The organism is Thermomonas sp. S9 (genome assembly GCF_024704365.1).
Taxonomy (GTDB): Bacteria; Pseudomonadota; Gammaproteobacteria; order Xanthomonadales; family Xanthomonadaceae; genus Thermomonas.
This window is the reverse complement of record NZ_JAJDFY010000001.1, coordinates 173,150-190,785: the sequence shown is the minus strand read 5'-3', so window position 1 is coordinate 190,785 and position 17,636 is coordinate 173,150. Positions and strand designations below refer to the sequence as shown.

Sequence of the window (17,636 nt, the reverse complement as noted above, 5' to 3'; positions counted from 1 at the left end):
CCGCGGCCGCCGCGCTCATTCCCGCCCGCGCGTGGCCGCGTCGTCTTGCGACTGCGGCTGCGCCGTCGGCTCCGCGGTGGCCGGCCCGGTGTCCGCCTGCCCGGCATCGGCCGCGAACAGTTCCTCCAGCTCGCGGCGGGCATCGCGCGCGGCCTGCAGCAGCGCGTCCTCGTCGTCCTGCAGCAGGCGCTGCTGCTCCAGCAGCGATTCATCCCAGGCGCGAAAGCGCTGCACGCGCTCGTCCGCCTGCGCTGGCGGCATGCCCAGCGCCACCAGCACATCGCGCCCCATCTCCAGGCTGCTGCCGTAGGTCTCGCGCAGCGCGTGCGCGCCGAGGTCCACCAGCTGCCAGGCGTGGCGGCGGTCGCGCGCGCGCGCGAACACCCGCGCCTGCGGGTAGTGCTTGCGCACCAGCCGCACCATCCGCAGGCTGGCCTCGACCCCATTGATGGCGACCACGAACACCTTCACCTGCGCCGCGCCGGCCGAGCGCAGCAGCGCCAGCCGGGTGGGGTCGCCGTAGTAGATCTGGTCGGTGCCGATCCGGCGCGACAGGTTCACCTGCTCGATGTCCGGGTCGATCGCGATGAACGGGATGCCCTGCGCGCGCAGCAGGCGCGCCACGATCTGCCCGAAGCGGCCGAACCCGGCCACCAGCACCTGCGGCTGGCGGTCGGGGATGGCGTCGAAGGCTTGCGTCTGGCGGGGCGCGCGCACCGGCAGCAGGCGCGCATACAGCAGCAGCAACAGCGGGGTGGCCGCCATCGACAGCCCGACCACCGCGGTCAGGCGGTCGCGGTGGGCGGCATCCAGCAGGCCGGCCTTGGCCGCCTCGCCGAACACCACGAACGCGAATTCGCCGCCCAGCGCCAGCACGCCGGCCAGCATCCAGGCGCTGCGCACGTCCAGCCGCCCGGGGCGCAGGCCGAGCGCGAACAGCAGCGCGCTCTTCACCGCCAGCAGCAGGGCCACTCCGGCCGCGACCAGCCACGGTTCGGCCAGCACCCGCTGCACGTCGATGCCCATGCCCACGGCCATGAAGAACAGCCCCAGCAGCAGGCCCTCGAACGGGCGGATCTGCGCCTCCAGTTCGTGCCGGTATTCGGACTCGGCCAGCAGCACGCCGGCCAGGAACGCGCCCAGCCCGGCGCTGAGACCGGCCGACTGCATCAGCCAGGCGCTGCCCAGCACCACCAGCAGGGCCGCGCCGGTGAACACCTCGGGCATGTCGGCGCGCGCGATGGTGCGGAACAGGTGGCGCAGCAGGTAGCGCCCGCCCACCACCAGCGCCACGATCACCACCAGCGCGCGCGCCACGTCCGCGCCTTCCAGGCCGGCGCCCTTGGCCTTGCCCAGCAGCGGGATCGCCGCCAGCAGCGGGATCGCCGCCAGGTCCTGGAACAGCAGGATCGCGAACGCCAGCCGGCCGTGGTCGGTCGCCAGTTCCTTGCGCTCGGCCAGCAACTGCAGCCCGACCGCGGTGGATGACAGCGCCAGCCCCAGCCCCACCACCAGCGCTGCTTTCCAGCCCAGCCCGGCGAGCAGGGCCAGCCCGCCCAGCGCGGCGCCGCCCAGCAGCACCTGCAGCCCGCCGACCACGAAGATCGGCCGCCGCATCAGCACCAGCCGCGGCAGCGACAGCTCCAGCCCGATCACGAACAGCAGCATGACCACGCCGATCTCGCTGGCGGCCAGCACCGATTCCGGATTGCGCACCACCGCCAGCTCGTGCGGGCCCAGCAGCACGCCGGTGGCGAGGTAGGCCAGGATCGCGCCCAGCCCGAGCCGCTTGAACAGCGGCACCGCCAGCACCGCGGCCAGCAGGAAGACCAGAGCCAGTTCCAGGCCGTCGCTCTCCATCCCGGGGGGTTCCGTCCGTGCGTGTATGCCGGCGGCCAGCTTACGGCACGGCGGGCGGCGCAGGCGCGGTGGTCGAACAGCGGCTGGCCTTGATGCGGGCGTCGATCGCATCGAATTCGGCCTGGCGCGCGCGGCGGGTGTCGTCGCCGGCGTAGCGCAGCCTGAACTCCGCATCGTCCAGGCGCCGGTACCAGGCCGCGCACAGCTGCGCGTCCGGAACCGCGGCGCAGTCGTCGTGCTTGACCTCGCAGGCCGCGCCCAGGCCCGGGTCCGGGCGGCCGTCGATGCCCACCACCTGCAGCGGCGCGCAGCGCGCCGGCGGGCTGGCGGTCTCGCCGTAGTAGGTGTCGCCCTCCCAGGTCCGGCACTGGTACAGCGCCGGCGGTGGCGGCAGCCCGGCGGCCTCGGGCGCGGGCGTGCGCTGCGGGCGCGGGCCGCCCACCTGCACGAACTCGCCATACTGCACCGGCGCGGGGACGTCCGGCACAGGCGGTTTCGGCGGCGGCGCGGGCACCGCCCTGACCTCGCCCACCCGGCGGATTTCCTGACGCTGACCCGGCGCGCACGGGGTGCCGTTCTGCATCGACACCCGGCCCTGGGCATCGGTGCATTTGTAGAACACGGTCTCCTGCGCCAGCGCCGGCGCCGCCAGCGCCGGCGCCGCCAGCGCGCACAGCCACAGCAGGCAGGCGGACCGTCGCAGCCGCATCAGCTCCCACCGCAATCGTTGTCCAGGCGCGCGTTGAGTGCGCGCTCCTCGCGGCGCAGGGCGTCGCGTTCCTTTTCCTGCGCGTTGAAGAAGCGGGTGCGCAGCTCGGCGCGGCGATCGCGCAGGCGCGCGCAGGCTTCCTGCGGCGGCAGCATCACGCAGTCGTCGCGCACCCAGGTGCCGCCAGCGCCGACCAGCGGCCAGCGCAGGGCATGCGGCTGCGGAGGCCCGGCCTGTGCCGGCGCGTCGGCCGCCGGCCGCTCGCGGTCTACGTCTCCCGGCCGCCCTGGCCGCGGCAGCCGGTAGCCCAGCGTCCACAGCGGCACCCAGCGCGGATTGCCGCGGCCGTCGTCGCTGGTATAGCGGGTGCCGTCGGGGGTGACGCATTCGTACAGCGGCCGCGGCGGCGCCAGGTACACCACGGGTGCGGGCGCGGCAGGCGGCGGCTGGACCGGCGACCGCGGCTGCGGCGCGGCAGGTGGCGCGGGCGGCGCATCCTGCGGGCGCTGCATCTGGCGCTCCTGCTGGAGCTGGCCGCGGGCGCAGGGCGCATCCTGCAGGCTGACCTTGCCGGCGGCGTCGGTGCAGCGGTACACGATCACCGGCGCGGCCGCGGGAGTGGCGGGCGCGGGCGGCACCTGCGCCGCGCCGGCCACGGCGGGCAACAGGCTGGCGAACAGGGCGGCGGCGGCGCGCATGCGGCTATCTTGGCGCGCCGCGACGGACGGCGGAACCCCCGCGCGCGGCCGCTTCAGGCGCGCCTCATCCGCGCTGGCCACCGGGCCATGCGGGGGGATCAGAACGGGGCATCCTCGCGCGCGGCCGGCTTCACCACCCGCTTCTTGCCCGGCACCACCTTGGCCGCGGTGAGCAGCGGCCGGGCCTCTTCACGGCCGCCCGACAGCGGGCGTGCGGCCTTCCTGGCAGGGGCTTTCTTGGCGACGGCCTTCTTCGCCACCGCTTTCTTCGCGCCCTTCTTCGCCGCCGGCCTGGCGGCCGGTTTCTCGGCCGGGGCCTTCTTCGCGGCGGCTTTCTTCGCCGGGGCCTTTTTCGCGGTGAAGCCCTTGCGCGCGGGCTTGCCGGTGTCCTCCAGCAGCTGCAGCGTCTCCTCCAGCGACAGTGAGGCCGGCTCGCGGTCCTTCGGGATCTTGCCGTTCAGCCTGCCATCGCTGATGTAGGGCCCGAAGCGGCCGTTCAGCACCTGCACCGCATGGCCGGGCCATTCCTTGATCACGCGGTTGCGTGCGATTTCCTCTTTCTCTTCGATCAGGAACAGCGCGCGCGCCAGGTCGATGGTGTAGGGGTCGTCCTCCTTCTTCAGCGAGGCGTAGGTGGCGCCGCGCCTCGCGAACGGGCCGAAGCGGCCGATGCCCACGCTGACCTCCTCGCCGTTCGCATCCACGCCCAGCCGGCGCGGCATCTCGAACAGCTTCAGTGCTTCCTCCAGGCCGATGCTGTAGATGCTCTGGCCCGGCCGCAGCGAGGCGAAGCGCGGCTTCTCCTCGTCCTCGACCGTGCCGATCTGCACCAGCGGGCCGAACTTGCCGATCCGCGCGCTGACCGGGCGGCCACTGGCGGGATCGGTGCCGAGCACGCGCACGCTGCCGGCATCGGCCTTGTCGAGGCTGGCCTTCTTGTCGTCCACCAGCGCCTTGAACGGGCCCCAGAACTTCTCCATCAGCGGGATCCAGTCCTCCTCGCCGCGGCTGACCGCGTCCAGCTCGTCCTCGAGGTTGGCGGTGAAGTCGTAATCGACGTACTTGCTGAAATGGCTGGACAGGAACTTGCTGACCGCGCGGCCGATGTCGGTGGGCTTGAACGCGCGCCCCTCCAGCACCGCGTACTGCTTGCCGAGCAGGGTCTGGATGATGGCGGCATAGGTGGACGGCCGGCCGATGCCGTATTCCTCCAGCGCCTTCACCAGCGAGGCCTCGGTGAAGCGCGGCGGCGGCTGGGTGAAGTGCTGGTCGGCGTGGATGCGCTCCAGCGGCACGTCCTCGCCCGGCTTCATCAGCGGCAGCTTGCGGCCTTCGTCCTCGTCGTCCTTGCCCTTGCCGTCCTTGCCTTCCTCGTACACGGCGAGGAAGCCGGGCACGACCACGGTGGTGCCGCTGGCGCGGAACGCATGCTGGCTGCCGGCCGCCAGTTCGACCGTCACCGTATTGAGGGTGGCCGGGATCATCTGGCTGGCCACCGCGCGCTTCCAGATCAGCTCGTACAGCTTGCGCTCGTCTTCGCCCAAATAGCGCGCGACCTGCGCCGGGGTGCGCAGCGCCGAGGTCGGACGGATCGCCTCGTGCGCTTCCTGTGCGTTCTTTGATTTGGTCTGGTAGAAGTTGGGCTTGTCCGGCAGCGCGGCGGTGCCGTAGTCGCGCGCGATCACGTCGCGGATCTCGGCCAGCGCGTCCTGCGACAGGTTCACCGAGTCGGTACGCATGTACGAGATCAGGCCGACCGTGCCTTCCTCGCCCAGGGCCACGCCCTCGTACAGCTTCTGCGCCACCTGCATGGTCTTGCGGGTGGTGAAGCCGAGCTTGCGCGCGGCCTCCTGCTGCAGGGTGGAGGTGGTGAACGGCGGCGCCGGACGGCGCTTGCGCTCCTTGCTGGCCACGTCGGTGACGTGCAGGCGGCCGCCGGCGGCCTGCTGGATGCGCAGCCGCGCGGCCTCCGCGCTGGCCCCGTCGGTCAGGGTGAACTGCTCGAACTTCTGCCCGTCCAGCTTCACCAGCTTGGCAGTGAAGGCCTGCCCCGGATGCGCGCACTCGGCCTCGACCGTCCAGTACTCGCGCGCCTGGAACGCCTCGATCTCCTCCTCGCGCTCCACGATCATGCGCAGCGCCGGCGACTGCACGCGCCCGGCGGACAGGCCCGCCTTGATCTTGCGCCACAGCACCGGCGAGAGGTTGAAGCCCACCAGGTAGTCCAGCGCGCGCCGCGCCTGCTGCGCATCGACCAGGTTGCTCGCGATGGACCGCGGCTGCTGCATCGCCTCGCGGATCGCGCGCGGGGTGATCTCGGTGAACACCACCCGCTGCAGCGACTTGTCCTTCAGCAGGTCGCGCTCCTTCAGGATCTCGGCGATGTGCCAGCTGATCGCCTCGCCCTCGCGGTCCGGGTCGGTGGCCAGATACAGGTGGTCGGCGGCCTTGGCGGCCCTGGCGATCGCATCGACGTGCTTCTCATTCTTCTCGATGGTCTCGTAGCGCATCGCGAAGCCGTGCTCGGGATCGACCGCGCCCTCCTTCGGCACCAGGTCGCGGACGTGGCCATAGCTGGCGAGGACGGTGAAGTCCTTGCCGAGGTATTTGTTGATCGTCTTGGCCTTGGCCGGCGATTCGACGATGAGCAGGTTCTTGGCCATGGTGGTGCGGGTTCCGGTGGTGCGGACGGGGCGGCCGGCGGCGGCCGCAGAAACCGACGCCCGGAGCAAATGCCCCGGGCGCCTTCTTTTATAGTGGAATCACGCCGCGGGGGCGGCTGTCAAGCCGAAGGACGGCGCGGGCGCGGCCCAATCCCGGCTCAGTGCAGCGGCTCGGGGTCGTCCGCGAAGATCTGGGTTTCCATCCAGGCGTAGGCGGCCTCGCTGCCGGGCTGGTCGAACAGCACCATCAGCACCACCCATTTCAGGTCGTCCAGGTCGATCTCGTCCTGGTCCAGCGCCAACGCGCGGTCCAGCACCAGCTCGCGCTGGCCGGCGTCCAGCACCCCGTGCTGCTCCAGCGCCAGCAGGAATCCGCGGGCGGCCACGTCCAGCCGTTCCAGCTCGGCCGCGTGGAACACCCGCACCGGTCCGACTCCGCGCGGCGCATCGGACGCTGGCCGGCGGCGGCTGAGCCCGTCCAGCCAGTCGAAGGCCTTGCCGATCTCCGCCGGCGAGAACCCGGCCTTGACCAGCTCGCCCATCAGCGGGGTGTCATGCGCCTGCAGGACATCGGAAACGGCGAGGTCCTCGCCCGCGAAGTAGTGCTCGAACAGATACAGCAGGACGTCCAGGATGCTTTCTTTCATGTCCTCCGTCCTGCGCCCGAGGGCGCCATGCAGGGCCTGCGGCCGGGGCCTTCAGGAGGCGATCCGGGTGTAGCGGCCGTAGGCCGCGGCCACCCGCCCCTCCAGTTCCAACGCCAGCAGCATGGGGGACAGTTCGGCCACCGTCAATCCGGAGCGCTCCGCCAGGGTGTCCATATCGGTTGGGTCGTGCCCCAGCGCCAGCCACAAGCGGTTGTAGTCCGGGGCCTCGGCGGCCGTGCCCGCCGCCGGGGGCGTCCCGGGGGCGATGACGGCCGCCTGCGGGTCCAGCGCGCCGCGCAGGGCGCGCGCCAGCTCGCGCACCGCGGGTGCCAGCGCCTCCACCACCTCGGCCGGGGTTTCCACCAGCTGCGCGCCCTCGCGGATCAGGCGGTGGCAGCCGCGCGCCATCGGGTTGTGGATGGAGCCGGGCAGGGCGAACACCTCGCGCCCGGCATCGGCGGCCTGGTGCGCGGTGATCAGCGCGCCGGAGCGCGCCGCTGCTTCCACCACCACCACGCCCAGCGCCAGCCCGGCCAGGATCCGGTTGCGGCTGGGAAAGTGCGCGCGCAGCGGCGGGGTGCCGGGCAGGTGCTCGGACACCACCGCACCGGCCGCCGCCACCTGCGCCAGCAGATCGCGGTGGCGCGGGGGATAGGCCACGTCCGGGCCGGTGCCGAGCACCGCGACGGTCGCGCCGCCGGCCTCCAGGGTGGCGCGATGGGCCGCGGCATCGATCCCGGCGGCCAGGCCGCTGCCGATACACAGCCCGGCGCGCGCCAGCGCGGTGGCGAACTGCGCGGCATTGGCGCAGCCGCCGGCGGTGGCCGCGCGGCTGCCGACGATGGCGACCGTGGGCTGCCACAGCAGGCCCGGGTCGCCGGCCACGAACAGCATCGCCGGGGGCGAGGCGATCCGCCGCAGCAGGGGCGGATAGGCCGGGTCGCGCCAGCCCAGCAGCTGGTGCCGCGGGCTTGCCTGCAGCCAGGCAAGGCCGGCGGCCAGCCCCTCCGCCGGTGGGGTACGCAGGCTGCGGCAGACCTCGGCATCCAGCCCGTGGCTGGCCCAGTCGCGGGCGCCAGCCGCCAGCACGGCCCGCGCGCTGCCGTGAGCTGTCCAGCAGGCGACGCAGGGCGGCGGCGGGCGCGCCGCTCAGCAGCAGCCGCAGCAGGGCCTCGGATTCGGATTCGGGTTCGCGCGGATCGGGCATGCCGCCAGCATCGCGCGGAAACGACGACGGCGCCCTCGGGCGCCGTCGCGTGGGTGGCTCGGAAAACGCCGGGGCGGTCAGTAGGCCGCGTCCGGGTGCTTCAGCTCGTAGCCGACGCGGGTCGGCTTGACGCTGCTCATGATGAGCGCGTAGCTGACGTTGTCGAAGGTGCGGAACACCATGGCGTGCCCGGCGAACTCGTCCGGCAGGCGCACCTTGGATTCGTGCGGGGTGAGCGAATCGTCGCGGTCGAGGCCGTCGCGCACGCGGTCCACCACCGAATCACCGCGGCGCCAGATCGAGAACACGGTGCCGTTGTCGATGCCCTGGCGGCTGCCGCCGGAGATCGCGATCACGTCGCGGGTGCCACCGAAGCGCGCCGCGTCGGCCACCGACAGCACGGTCAGGCGGCCGTACTCGGCCTGCTGCTTGGGCGGATGCGGGAAGAACTGGAGGTCGTACGCCTGCGCCTGCACCGGCACCAGGCGATCGCCCACGCGCACGTCGCGGCCTTCGGCGTCCAGCATCAGGGTGCTGGCCTGGATGCCGCCGACCTCGGTGCGGGTGACGGTGCCGGTGGTCTGCGCCACCAGCTCGTAGCCGAGGAACTCGGTGTTCTTGGTCGGGAACACCGCCGCGGTCCACGGCGAATCCTGGCTCAGGCGGGGCTGGCCGCGGGCGTCGAGGTCCTGGGTCTGGAACAGGTCGCAGCACAGGCCGGCGCGGCTCGAGCATGCGGTAGCGCTTCTCCGGGCGCACCACCACATAGCGCTGGCCGGGGGCGGCGCCTTCCAGCCCGCGCACGTAGGCCACCTGGCCGCGGCTGGCGCGCAGGCGGTTGTCCTCCAGGCCGACCACGTAGGGCAGGCCGTCGAGGCTGTCGACGATGCGCATGTCCTTCAGGAACGGCTCGACCTCGGCCAGCGGCACCGCGTTGACCGGGCTTTCCTTGCGCTCGCCCGGCTGCACCTTGGCGGTGACGCGGTCGAGGTAGGCCAGGCTGATCACGTCGCCCGGATAGATCAGATGCGGGTTCTTGATCTGCGGATTGGCCTGCCAGATCTCCGGCCACAGCCAGGGCTTCTTGAGGAAGCGGGCCGAGATGTCCCACAGGGTGTCGCCGCGCTTCACCACGTAGGATTCGGGATGGTCGCCGCGCAGTTCGACCGCGGCGGCGTAGCTGGCCACGGTCAGCAGCGCGGCAGCCAGCATGACGCGCAGACCGCGCGTGCGCGGCGCGTTGGTGCGCGCCAGGTTGGAAACCCGTTCAAGCATGTTCGCTATCTCCCCGCTCCGTATGGCGAAACCCCCTGAAGCCTGCCCAATATAGCCCACAATCCGGCGCATCTGGCAAGCGGCGGTGCAGGCTGGGCGCGCTACAATCCAAAACGTGGCGGCCCCGTGCGGCCGCCGAACCGCGGAACCCCAGCCATGGCCCTGCTCACGATCCTCGAATTCCCCGACCCGCGCCTGCGCACCAAGGCCGCCGATGTGGACCCGGCGGATCTGGCCACGCCCGCGTTCCAGACCCTGATCGACGACATGTTCGAAAGCATGTACGACGCCCCCGGCATCGGCCTGGCCGCCAGCCAGGTGGACGTGCACAAGCGCTTCATGGTGATCGACGTGACCGACGACCACAGCCGGCCACTGGTGTTCGTCAACCCGCGCATCACCGCGCGCGACGGCGAGCAGGTGTACCAGGAGGGCTGCCTGTCGGTGCCGGGCATCTATGCCGACGTCACCCGCAGCAACACCATCACGGTGGAGGCGCTGGACCGCCACGGCCAGCCGTTCACGCTGGAGGCCGATGGCCTGCTGGCGGTCTGCATCCAGCACGAGATGGACCACCTGGACGGCAAGCTGTTCGTGGACTACCTGAGCCCGCTGAAGCGCGAGATGGTGCGCAAAAAACTGCTCAAGGCCAAGCGCGCCGCCGCCGCCTGACCCGATGCGCATCGTCTTCGCCGGCACGCCGGAGTTCGCCGTGCCCTGCCTGCGCGCGGCCGCCGCCCGCGGCGAGGTGGTCGCCGTGTATACCCAGCCGGACCGCCCGGCCGGGCGCGGGCGCGGGCTGACGCCCTCGCCGGTGAAACTCGAGGCCGTGCAGCGCGGCATCCCGGTATACCAGCCGGAGAACTTCCGTTCGGCCAAATCCAAGGCCACCCTGCGCGCGCTGCAGCCGGATGTGATGGTGGTGGTGGCCTACGGGCTGATCCTGCCGCAGTCGGTGCTGGACATCCCCGTGCATGGCTGCTGGAACGTGCACGCCTCGCTGCTGCCGCGCTGGCGCGGCGCGGCGCCGATCCAGCGCGCGATCGAAGCCGGCGACACCCGCACCGGGGTGTGCCTGATGCGGATGGAAAAGGGCCTCGACACCGGCCCGGTGCTGCTGGCGCAGGCCACCGAGATCGGCCCGGAGGAGACCGGCGGGCAGTTGCACGACCGCCTGGCCGCGCTCGGATCGCGGATTCTCGCCGACGGCCTGGGCCTGCTGCGCGCCGGCCTGCTGCCGGTGCCGCAGCCGCAGCCGGAGGTGGGCGTCACCTACGCGCACAAGCTGGACAAGGCCGAAGCCAAGCTGGACTGGTCGCAGCCCGCCATCACGCTGGCCAACAAGGTGCGCGCGTTCCACCCGTGGCCGGTGGCGGAAGCGCAGCTGGCCGGCGAGCGCGTGCGCATCCATGCCGCGCGCGCCCTCGACGAAACCCACGCCGCCGCGCCCGGCAGCGTGCTCCGCGCCGGGCGCGAGGGCATCGACGTCGCCTGCGGCCACGGCGTGCTGCGCCTGGAACGCCTGCAACGCGACGGCGGCAAGCCGATCAGCGCGCAGGACTACCGCAACGCCCGCCGCGACGTATTCGCGTGAGCGATGGCGTCGCCACCCGCGTCGCCGCGGCGCGTATCCTCGCCGCGGTACTGCACCGCGGGCGTTCGCTGAAAGCCGCGCTGGGCACCCGCCTGCCGGAGCTCCCCGACCCGCGCGACCGCGCGCTGGTGGAGGCCATCGTGCTGGCCGCGCTGCGCCAGCGCGTGCGCTACAACGCCGCGCTGGATGCATGGACGCCGCGCCCACTGGGATCGCGCGATGCCCTGCTGCGCGCCCTGCTGCTGGTGGGCTTTGCCCAGCTCGAACTCGGCCTGCCCGCGCACGCCGCGCTGGCCGCCACGGTGGAGGCCGCACGCGCGCTGGGCCGCGCGCATCAGGCCGGGATGGTCAATGCGCTGCTGCGCCGGGCCACCCGCGAGCCGCTGCCGGCCGCCGCGCCCGAGGCCGCCTGGCCCGGCTGGCTGGCGGCGCAGGTGCGCGCGGACTGGCCGCAGGAGGCAGAAACGATCTTCGCCGCGAGCGCGCAGCCGCCGCCGCTGTGGCTGCGCGTCAACCGGCGCTGGATCCAGCGCGGGGATTACCTGCACCTGCTCCAGCAGGCCGGCATCACCGCCATGCCCGACGCCGATCTGGCCGACGCCCTGCGCCTGGACGCCGCGCTGCCGGTCGCCCAGCTGCCCGGCTTTGCCGCAGGCCTGGTCTCGGTGCAGGACGCCAGCGCGCAGGCGGTGGCCGACGCCCTGGCACCCCCCGGCGCGCGCGTGCTCGACGCCTGCGCCGCGCCCGGCGGCAAGGCCGCGCACCTGGCCGAGCGCGATCCGTCGCTGCATATCCTCGCGTTGGACGTGGACGCGCACCGGGTGCGGCGGATGCAGGACACCTTCGCGCGCTTGCGGCTGGAAGGACTGCACACCCTCGCCGCGGATGCCACCCGCCCCGAGTCTTGGTGGGACGGCACCCCGTTCGACGCGATCCTGGTCGATGCCCCGTGCAGCGCCACCGGCATCGTGCGCCGCCAGCCCGACGTGCTGCTGCACCGGCGCGAAGCCGACCTCGCCGCGCTGGTGCAGACCCAGGCGGCGCTGCTGGATGCGCTGTGGCCGCTGCTCGCACCCGGCGGTGCGCTGCTGTATGCCACCTGCTCGATTTTGCGCGCGGAGAACGCGGCGCAGGTCGAATCCTTCCTCGCGCGCACGCCCGATGCGAGGCTGGATGCGCTGGATGCCCGCTTCGGCCACGACACCGGCGCCGGCCGCCAGCGCCTGCCCGGCGAGGGCGGCCGCGACGGCTTCTTCTACGCCCGCCTGCGCAAAGCCTGACGTCCGCCCTGCACACTATCGCCATGCTCCGCGCCATGTCCCCTGCCATGACCCGCCCCCGCCGCGACCTCTGGCTGTTCTGGCTGCTGGCCCTGCTGATCCTGGCCACCGGGCTCGGCCTGCGCGACCCGTGGCCGGCGGATGAGCCGCGCTTCGCGCTGAGCTGCGCGGCAGATGCTGGAAAGCGGCCAGTGGCTGTTCCCGCACCGCGGCAGCGAGCTGTATTCGGACAAGCCGCCGCTGTTCATGTGGATGCAGGCCGCGCTGCTGTGGCTGACCGGCAACCTGCGCATCGCCTTCCTGCTGCCTTCGCTGCTGGCCGCGCTGGGCACCCTATGGTGCGTGCTCGACCTCGGCCGCCGGCTGTGGACGCCGCGGGTGGGCGTGCTGGCCGGCTACGCGACCCTGCTGACCCTCCAGTTCACCTTCCAGGCCAAGAAGGCCCAGATCGACCCGATGGTGGTGTTCTGGATCACCCTGTCCTGCTACGGCCTGCTGCGCCACCTGCTGCGCGGGCCGGACTGGCGGATGTGGATGCTGGGTTGGGCCGCGGCCGGGCTGGGCACCATCACCAAGGGCGTGGGCGTGCTGGCGCTGCTGATGCTGCTGCCGGCCGCATTCGCTGCGCTGCGCGGCTGGCCGGGGGTGCGCGTGCATGCGCGCGACGGCCGCTTCTGGCTCGGGCCGCTGGCCTTCCTGGTCGCCTGCGGGGTGTGGCTGGTGCCGATGCTGGTGGCCGCGCTGGGCGAGGGCGGCGCCGCCTACCGCGCCTACGTGGACGACATCCTGCTGCGCCAGACCGTCACCCGCTACGCCAATTCCTGGCACCACGGGCAGCCGTGGTGGTACTTCATCGAGGTGGCGCTGACCACCTGGCTGCCGACCGTGCTGGCGCTGCCGTGGGCGTTCCCGGCCTGGCGGCGGCGCCTGCGCCGGCGCGACGCGCGCTACCTGCTGCCGCTGGCGTGGGTGGTGCTGGTGTTCGTGTTCTTCAGCATCCCGTCCGGCAAGCGCGACATGTACATCCTGCCGGCGCTGCCGATGCTGGCGCTGGCGCTGGCACCGCTGCTGCCGGGGCTGCTGCGCAAGCCGAACCCGCAGCGGCTGCTGCTGGCGTTCACCGTCCTGCTGTCACTGGTCGCGTTGGGCGCGGGGCTGGCCATGCTGCTGGGCAATCCCGGCTTCGAGCGGCAGTTCCTCGACGGCCGCGACCCCGGCGTGGCCACCGGCCTGGCCTGGATGTTCTGCGCGATCGGCGCCTTCGGCCTCGGCGCCTGCCTGTGGTTCGGGCGCCGGCGTGCGCACGCCGCGCTGCTGGCGATGCTGACCGGGCTGTGGGTGCTGTATTCGCTGGTCGGCACGGTACTGCTCAACGACGGCAGTTCCTCGCGCGGGCTGATGCGCGACGTCGGCGCGGCGATCGGCCCGCGCGCGCAGCTCGGCCTGGTCGGCTGGCGCGAACAGCAGCTGCTGATGGCCGACCGCCCGGCCGCCGACTTCGGCTTCAAGCGTCCGCTCGCGGCGCAGTTCGCCGATGGCGTGCGCTGGCAGCAGGCTGCGCCCGCCGCGCGCTGGCTGCTGGTGGAGCAGGGCGATGGCCTGCCCGCCTGCGTCGATCCCGCCCTGGCCCGCGACATGGGCCTGGCCAACGGCCGCCGCTGGTGGCTGCTGGATGCCCGCGCCAGCGCCGCCTGCCACACTTCCTCCATGCCAGACCCGACAACCTCCAAGAGCCGATGAACGACACCCCCGATCCTGGACGCAAGCGATTTCGACGCACTGGTGGTGGGCGCGGGGTTTGCCGGCAGCGTGTGCGCGCGCGAGCTGGCCGATGCCGGCTGGCGTGTGCTGGTGGTGGACGCCCGCCCGCACATCGGCGGCAACGCGCACGACACCCGCGACGCCGCCGGGCTCTTGATCCATCCCTATGGCCCGCACATCTTCCACACCAACGGCAAGCGCATCTTCGAATACCTCTCGCGCTTCACCCACTGGCGCTTCTACGAGCACCGGGTGCTGGCGCAAGTGGATGGCAAGCTGTATCCGATCCCGATCAACCGCACCACCATCAACCGCCTGTACGGGTTGAACCTGGACGAAGCCGGGGTGGAGGCGTTCCTGGCCGAGCGCCGCACCCAGCGCCTGCCCGCCAGAACCAGCGAAGACGTGGTGATGAACAGCGTGGGCGCGGACCTGTGCGAGAAGTTCTTCCGCGGCTATACCCGCAAGCAGTGGGGGCTGGATCTGTCCGAGCTGGCGGCAGGCGTGGCCGCGCGTATCCCCACCCGCACCAACGATGACGATCGCTACTTCACCGACAGCTTCCAGTTCATGCCGGCCGAGGGCTACACGCGGATGTTCCAGCGCATGCTCGATCACCCAGGCATCGAGGTGCGCACAGGGGTGACCTATGTGCGCGCACGCACCCGGCCGCCGCGCCGGCGCACCATCTACACCGGCCCGATCGACGCCTTCTTCGACCACTGCTACGGCAAGCTGCCCTATCGCAGCCTGCGTTTCGAACACGAGCATCTACCGGACGTGGAAACCTTCCAGCCCACCGGCACCGTGAACTATCCCAACGACCACGCCTACACCCGCATCACCGAGTTCAAGTACCTCACCGGCGAGACCGCGCCGGGCACCTCGATCGTGCGTGAGTATCCGATGGCCGAGGGCGATCCCTTCTACCCGATTCCACGCCCGGAGAACGAAGCGCTGTACCAGCGCTACAAGGCGCTGGCCGAGCAGACGCCGGAGGTGAGCTTCGTCGGCCGCCTGGCGCAGTACCGCTACTACAACATGGACCAGGTGGTCGGCGCCGCGCTGGCGCTGTGCAACCGCCTGCTCGGCAAGCCGCAGGAGGAACCACAGGCATGAGCCAGCGCCGCAACCTGGTGATCGTGCGCGCCGGCGACAACTCGGTGCACCCGGGCTGGCTGGCCGGCAGTGCGCGCGACTTCGATCTCTTCGTGAGCTATTTCGGCAACCAGCCGGGACGCTATGCCGAGCAGGCCGAATACCACGAGGACCGCAAGGGCATGAAGTGGCCGGTGCTGGGCGAGCTGCTGCAGGCGCATCCCGAGCTGGTCGAGCGCTATGACTATTTCTGAGCTGCCGGATGACGACCTGGTGGCGGATACCGCCACCATCGACCGCATGTTCGCCTTCGCCCGCGCCTACCAATTGGCGCTGGCGCAGCCGGCGCTGACCCGCAACTCCTACTACACCTGGCCGCTGCTGCTGCAGGATGCGCGCTACCAGCTGCGCTACACCCGCTTCGTCGAAGTCATGGCGCCGATGTTCGACCGCGACGCCCTGCGCACCTGCCTGCCCACCTTCACCGAGAGCACCAGCGGCTGGGGACTGGATTCGGTCTGGCCGCGCCTGCTGGCCGATCGCGGCGAGCAGGCGATGGCGATCATCGACGCGACCGCGGTGTATCACTCGCGCCCGGTCGGCGGTGGCGAGCTCTACAAGAGCACTGGTTTCAAGGCGGCCCTGGCCGATGAAGATCGGGTGATGGCCAAGTACGGGCTGGACCGACGCGCGCGGGTGGAAGCCCGCTACTTCTCCAGCGGCGTGCGCCAAGTGCCGCTACCGCTGTGGCGGCGCCTGCGCGACCGTATCTCCCGCGCCATCCGGGTCGCCAACTACCGGCGGCTGGAACAGCGGGCGCACAACCGGATGCAGGACGAAGGCTGAGATGGGACTGCCTGCCGACTGTCTGTGCCTGGTGCTGAACCTGGCGCGTGCGCCGCAGCGGCTGGCGGCGATGCAGCAGAAGCTGTCCGCGCTGGGCATCGCCTTCGCCCGCATCGAGGGCGTGGATGGCGCCACCTTGCCTGCGGATGAACTGGCGCGCCTGACCCGGGTCAACCGCTACTACAAGCCGCTGCGCCCGGGCGAAGTCGGCTGCTACCTCGGGCATGTGCAGGCGCTGCGCAGCTTCCTGGCCTCATCCGCGCAGTTCTGTCTGTTGCTGGAGGACGACGCCTGCTTCGAGGACGGGTTCCTGCCGGCGCTGGCGGCGGCGCTGGAACGCCGGCGCGCGGAGGCCGACCCGCTGTGCCGCTGGGACGTGCTCAAGCTGTGCAATACGAGGCGGCGCTGGATGCCGCTGGCGCCGCTCACGGCCAGCTGCTGTCTGGTCGAATACGGCCCCAGCGTGCCCAGCACCACCACCGCCGCGGTGTGGACGCGCGCGGGCGCGCAGCGGTTCGTGGCCGCCTTCGCCGGGGTGGCGCGGCCGATCGACTGCGATCTGCAGCACCCTTGGGAATTCGGCCTGCGCATCCTCTCGCTGCATCCGCCAGTGGTCAGCGCCGAGCCGGTGCCTTCGACCATCGGCAGCGGCAAACCGCGCTCGCGCAATCCCTGGCCCAAGCTGCGCTACGAGGCGCGGCGGCTGTGGCCGCGCTGGCACCATTTCAGCCGCCTGTACGGGCCGCTGTTCTGGCTGCGCTGGCGCCGTGGCACGACCTGCCCGCCAACGGATGACCGCGCATGACCCCGCCCGTGCGCGTGCTGCATTTCGTCACCGGCGGGTTCTCCGGCGGCGCGACCCAGGTGGCGATCCAGCTGGTGGAGGCCGCGCGTGCGGGTGGGGCGATCGAACCGCTGCTGGTGCTGCGCCGCAAGCGGCGCACGCCGCCAGAGCGGATCGCACAATTGCACGCGCGCAACGTGCCGCTGCAACTGGTGCCGGGCTGGTCGCACCTGGCCACGGTGCTGGCACTGGCACGCGTGTGCCAGAAGTTCCGCCCCGACGTGCTGATCGCGCACGGCTTTTCCGAACACCTCTGGGGCCGCTACGCCGGGCTGCTGGCGAAGGTGCCGCACCTGGTGCACGTCGAGCACAACACGCGCGAGCGCTACACCCGCTGGCGGTTGGCGCAGACGCGCTGGCTGGCGCGCCGCACCGACCGCATCGTGGGCTGCTCGGAAGGCGTGCGCCAGGCGCTGCTGGCGATGGGTATGCCGGCCGCGCGCACGCTGGCGATCCCCAACGGCATCGACCTGGCCCCGTTCGCGCAGGCCGAGGCACATCCGCATGCCGCGCGCATCCCCGGGATCGTGATGGTCGCGCGCTTCTCCAAGCAGAAGGACCACGCCACCCTGCTGCGCGCGGTGGCGCAACTGGCCGCACGCGGCCTGCGCGTGCCGGTGCAGCTGGTCGGCGGCGGCAAGGCCCTGCACCGCGCGCCGTTGGAACGGCTGGCGGCGGAGCTGGGCATCCGTGCGCAGGTGGATTTCCCGGGCGTGGTGCGCGACGTGCCGCAGCGGCTGCTCGCGCACCAGATCTGCGTGCTCAGCACCCATTACGAGGGCATGCCGCTGGCGCTGCTGGAAGGCATGGCCGCCGGTTGCGCGGTGGTGGGCAGCGCGGTGCCGGGCGTGCGCGAGGTGATCCGCGACGGGGTGGATGGCCATCTGGTGCCGGAAGGCGATGCGCAGGCGCTGGCGGACGTGCTAGAGGCCCTGCTGCGCGACCCGGCGCGCGCCGCGCAGCTGGCCGCACAGGCGCGGCAGACCGCGCTGCGCGAATACGGGCGCGAGCTGATGAACCAGCGCTACGCGATGCTGTTCCTGGAACTGGCGCGCTAGGGAACCTCTGATCAACCCAGAGGTTCCCGCCGGCCATGGATGGCGTGGGCTGACAACGCCTGGATGGCGTTGTTCAGGCCTTAATCTTAGGGATTG

13 protein-coding genes and 3 pseudogenes are annotated in these 17,636 nt (G+C 72.0%); 9 read left to right on the top strand and 7 right to left on the bottom strand.

The features are described from left to right. Nucleotides 1–15 precede the first annotated feature (15 nt). The 7 genes and pseudogenes from LJB71_RS00990 to LJB71_RS00960 all read right to left on the bottom strand — a co-directional run bounded on the left by LJB71_RS00990 (nucleotide 16) and on the right by LJB71_RS00960 (nucleotide 8,996). Entirely contained in the window at nucleotides 16–1,860 is a 1,845-nt protein-coding gene (locus LJB71_RS00990; RefSeq protein WP_259302754.1) for a monovalent cation:proton antiporter-2 (CPA2) family protein, read from the bottom strand. 40 nt (nucleotides 1,861–1,900) lie between these two features. Then, nucleotides 1,901–2,569: a DUF4124 domain-containing protein gene (locus tag LJB71_RS00985; protein WP_259302753.1), complete on the bottom strand. Its 669-nt coding sequence runs from the start codon at nucleotides 2,567–2,569 to the stop codon at nucleotides 1,901–1,903. Continuing rightward, nucleotides 2,569–3,267 carry a DUF4124 domain-containing protein gene (locus LJB71_RS00980; RefSeq protein WP_259302752.1) on the bottom strand — a complete coding sequence of 233 codons (699 nt, stop codon included), beginning with the start codon at nucleotides 3,265–3,267 and terminating at the stop codon, nucleotides 2,569–2,571. The genes LJB71_RS00985 and LJB71_RS00980 overlap by 1 nt, the downstream gene beginning before the upstream one ends. A gap of 98 nt (nucleotides 3,268–3,365) precedes the next feature. Beyond that, nucleotides 3,366–5,930 (bottom strand): DNA topoisomerase I, encoded by a 2,565-nt coding sequence (locus tag LJB71_RS00975; protein WP_259302751.1) that lies wholly within the window; start codon nucleotides 5,928–5,930, stop codon nucleotides 3,366–3,368. Between the two features lie 158 nt (nucleotides 5,931–6,088). Next, complete coding sequence (locus tag LJB71_RS00970; RefSeq protein ID WP_114959542.1) at nucleotides 6,089–6,577, bottom strand: DUF494 family protein; 489 nt, start codon at nucleotides 6,575–6,577, stop codon at nucleotides 6,089–6,091. Nucleotides 6,578–6,628: 51 nt separating this feature from the next. Continuing rightward, nucleotides 6,629–7,784 (bottom strand): annotated as a pseudogene (dprA, locus tag LJB71_RS00965) (DNA-processing protein DprA). Nucleotides 7,785–7,861: 77 nt separating this feature from the next. After that, nucleotides 7,862–8,996, bottom strand: a pseudogene (locus LJB71_RS00960) (LysM peptidoglycan-binding domain-containing protein). 219 nt (nucleotides 8,997–9,215) lie between these two features. Between LJB71_RS00960 and def the strand changes: the two are divergent. The 9 genes and pseudogenes from def (at nucleotide 9,216) to LJB71_RS00915 (ending at nucleotide 17,540) form a co-directional block, all read left to right on the top strand. Further along, nucleotides 9,216–9,731, top strand: a complete 516-nt coding sequence (gene def / locus LJB71_RS00955) for a peptide deformylase (RefSeq protein WP_114959539.1) — start codon at nucleotides 9,216–9,218, stop codon at nucleotides 9,729–9,731. A 4-nt stretch (nucleotides 9,732–9,735) separates the two neighbouring features. Further along, a complete protein-coding gene (fmt, locus tag LJB71_RS00950; RefSeq protein ID WP_114959538.1) occupies nucleotides 9,736–10,653 on the top strand; it encodes a methionyl-tRNA formyltransferase in 918 nt (305 codons plus the stop codon). After that, nucleotides 10,644–11,933 (top strand): 16S rRNA (cytosine(967)-C(5))-methyltransferase RsmB, encoded by a 1,290-nt coding sequence (gene rsmB, locus LJB71_RS00945; protein WP_114959603.1) that lies wholly within the window; start codon nucleotides 10,644–10,646, stop codon nucleotides 11,931–11,933. The genes fmt and rsmB overlap by 10 nt, the downstream gene beginning before the upstream one ends. A gap of 47 nt (nucleotides 11,934–11,980) precedes the next feature. Beyond that, nucleotides 11,981–13,673 (top strand): annotated as a pseudogene (locus tag LJB71_RS00940) (glycosyltransferase family 39 protein). A 12-nt stretch (nucleotides 13,674–13,685) separates the two neighbouring features. Beyond that, complete coding sequence (gene glf, locus LJB71_RS00935) at nucleotides 13,686–14,813, top strand: UDP-galactopyranose mutase (RefSeq protein WP_259304700.1); 1,128 nt, start codon at nucleotides 13,686–13,688, stop codon at nucleotides 14,811–14,813. Continuing rightward, complete coding sequence (locus tag LJB71_RS00930) at nucleotides 14,810–15,046, top strand: hypothetical protein (RefSeq protein WP_259302750.1); 237 nt, start codon at nucleotides 14,810–14,812, stop codon at nucleotides 15,044–15,046. Before glf ends, LJB71_RS00930 begins: the two co-directional genes overlap by 4 nt. After that, nucleotides 15,033–15,638, top strand: coding sequence for a DUF707 domain-containing protein (locus LJB71_RS00925; protein ID WP_259302749.1), 606 nt, complete (start codon nucleotides 15,033–15,035; stop codon nucleotides 15,636–15,638). Before LJB71_RS00930 ends, LJB71_RS00925 begins: the two co-directional genes overlap by 14 nt. Before the next feature lies 1 nt (nucleotide 15,639). Next, on the top strand, nucleotides 15,640–16,443 hold the full coding sequence (locus LJB71_RS00920; protein WP_114959534.1) for a glycosyltransferase family 25 protein: 804 nt from the start codon (nucleotides 15,640–15,642) through the stop codon (nucleotides 16,441–16,443). After that, nucleotides 16,440–17,540: a glycosyltransferase gene (locus LJB71_RS00915; protein WP_259302748.1), complete on the top strand. Its 1,101-nt coding sequence runs from the start codon at nucleotides 16,440–16,442 to the stop codon at nucleotides 17,538–17,540. The genes LJB71_RS00920 and LJB71_RS00915 overlap by 4 nt, the downstream gene beginning before the upstream one ends. Nucleotides 17,541–17,636: the final 96 nt, after the last annotated feature.

What these genes read in the sequence shown, in the direction of transcription:
- LJB71_RS00985 (WP_259302753.1), bottom strand. Translation starts at nt 2,569, where the DNA reads ATGCGGCTGCGACGGTCCGCCTGCCTGCTGTGGCTGTGCGCGCTGGCG.
- LJB71_RS00925 (WP_259302749.1), top strand. Translation starts at nt 15,033, where the DNA reads ATGACTATTTCTGAGCTGCCGGATGACGACCTGGTGGCGGATACCGCC.
- fmt (WP_114959538.1), top strand. Translation starts at nt 9,736, where the DNA reads ATGCGCATCGTCTTCGCCGGCACGCCGGAGTTCGCCGTGCCCTGCCTG.
- LJB71_RS00920 (WP_114959534.1), top strand. Translation starts at nt 15,640, where the DNA reads ATGGGACTGCCTGCCGACTGTCTGTGCCTGGTGCTGAACCTGGCGCGT.
- LJB71_RS00930 (WP_259302750.1), top strand. Translation starts at nt 14,810, where the DNA reads ATGAGCCAGCGCCGCAACCTGGTGATCGTGCGCGCCGGCGACAACTCG.
- LJB71_RS00980 (WP_259302752.1), bottom strand. Translation starts at nt 3,267, where the DNA reads ATGCGCGCCGCCGCCGCCCTGTTCGCCAGCCTGTTGCCCGCCGTGGCC.
- LJB71_RS00970 (WP_114959542.1), bottom strand. Translation starts at nt 6,577, where the DNA reads ATGAAAGAAAGCATCCTGGACGTCCTGCTGTATCTGTTCGAGCACTAC.
- def (WP_114959539.1), top strand. Translation starts at nt 9,216, where the DNA reads ATGGCCCTGCTCACGATCCTCGAATTCCCCGACCCGCGCCTGCGCACC.
- LJB71_RS00975 (WP_259302751.1), bottom strand. Translation starts at nt 5,930, where the DNA reads ATGGCCAAGAACCTGCTCATCGTCGAATCGCCGGCCAAGGCCAAGACG.
- LJB71_RS00990 (WP_259302754.1), bottom strand. Translation starts at nt 1,860, where the DNA reads ATGGAGAGCGACGGCCTGGAACTGGCTCTGGTCTTCCTGCTGGCCGCG.
- LJB71_RS00915 (WP_259302748.1), top strand. Translation starts at nt 16,440, where the DNA reads ATGACCCCGCCCGTGCGCGTGCTGCATTTCGTCACCGGCGGGTTCTCC.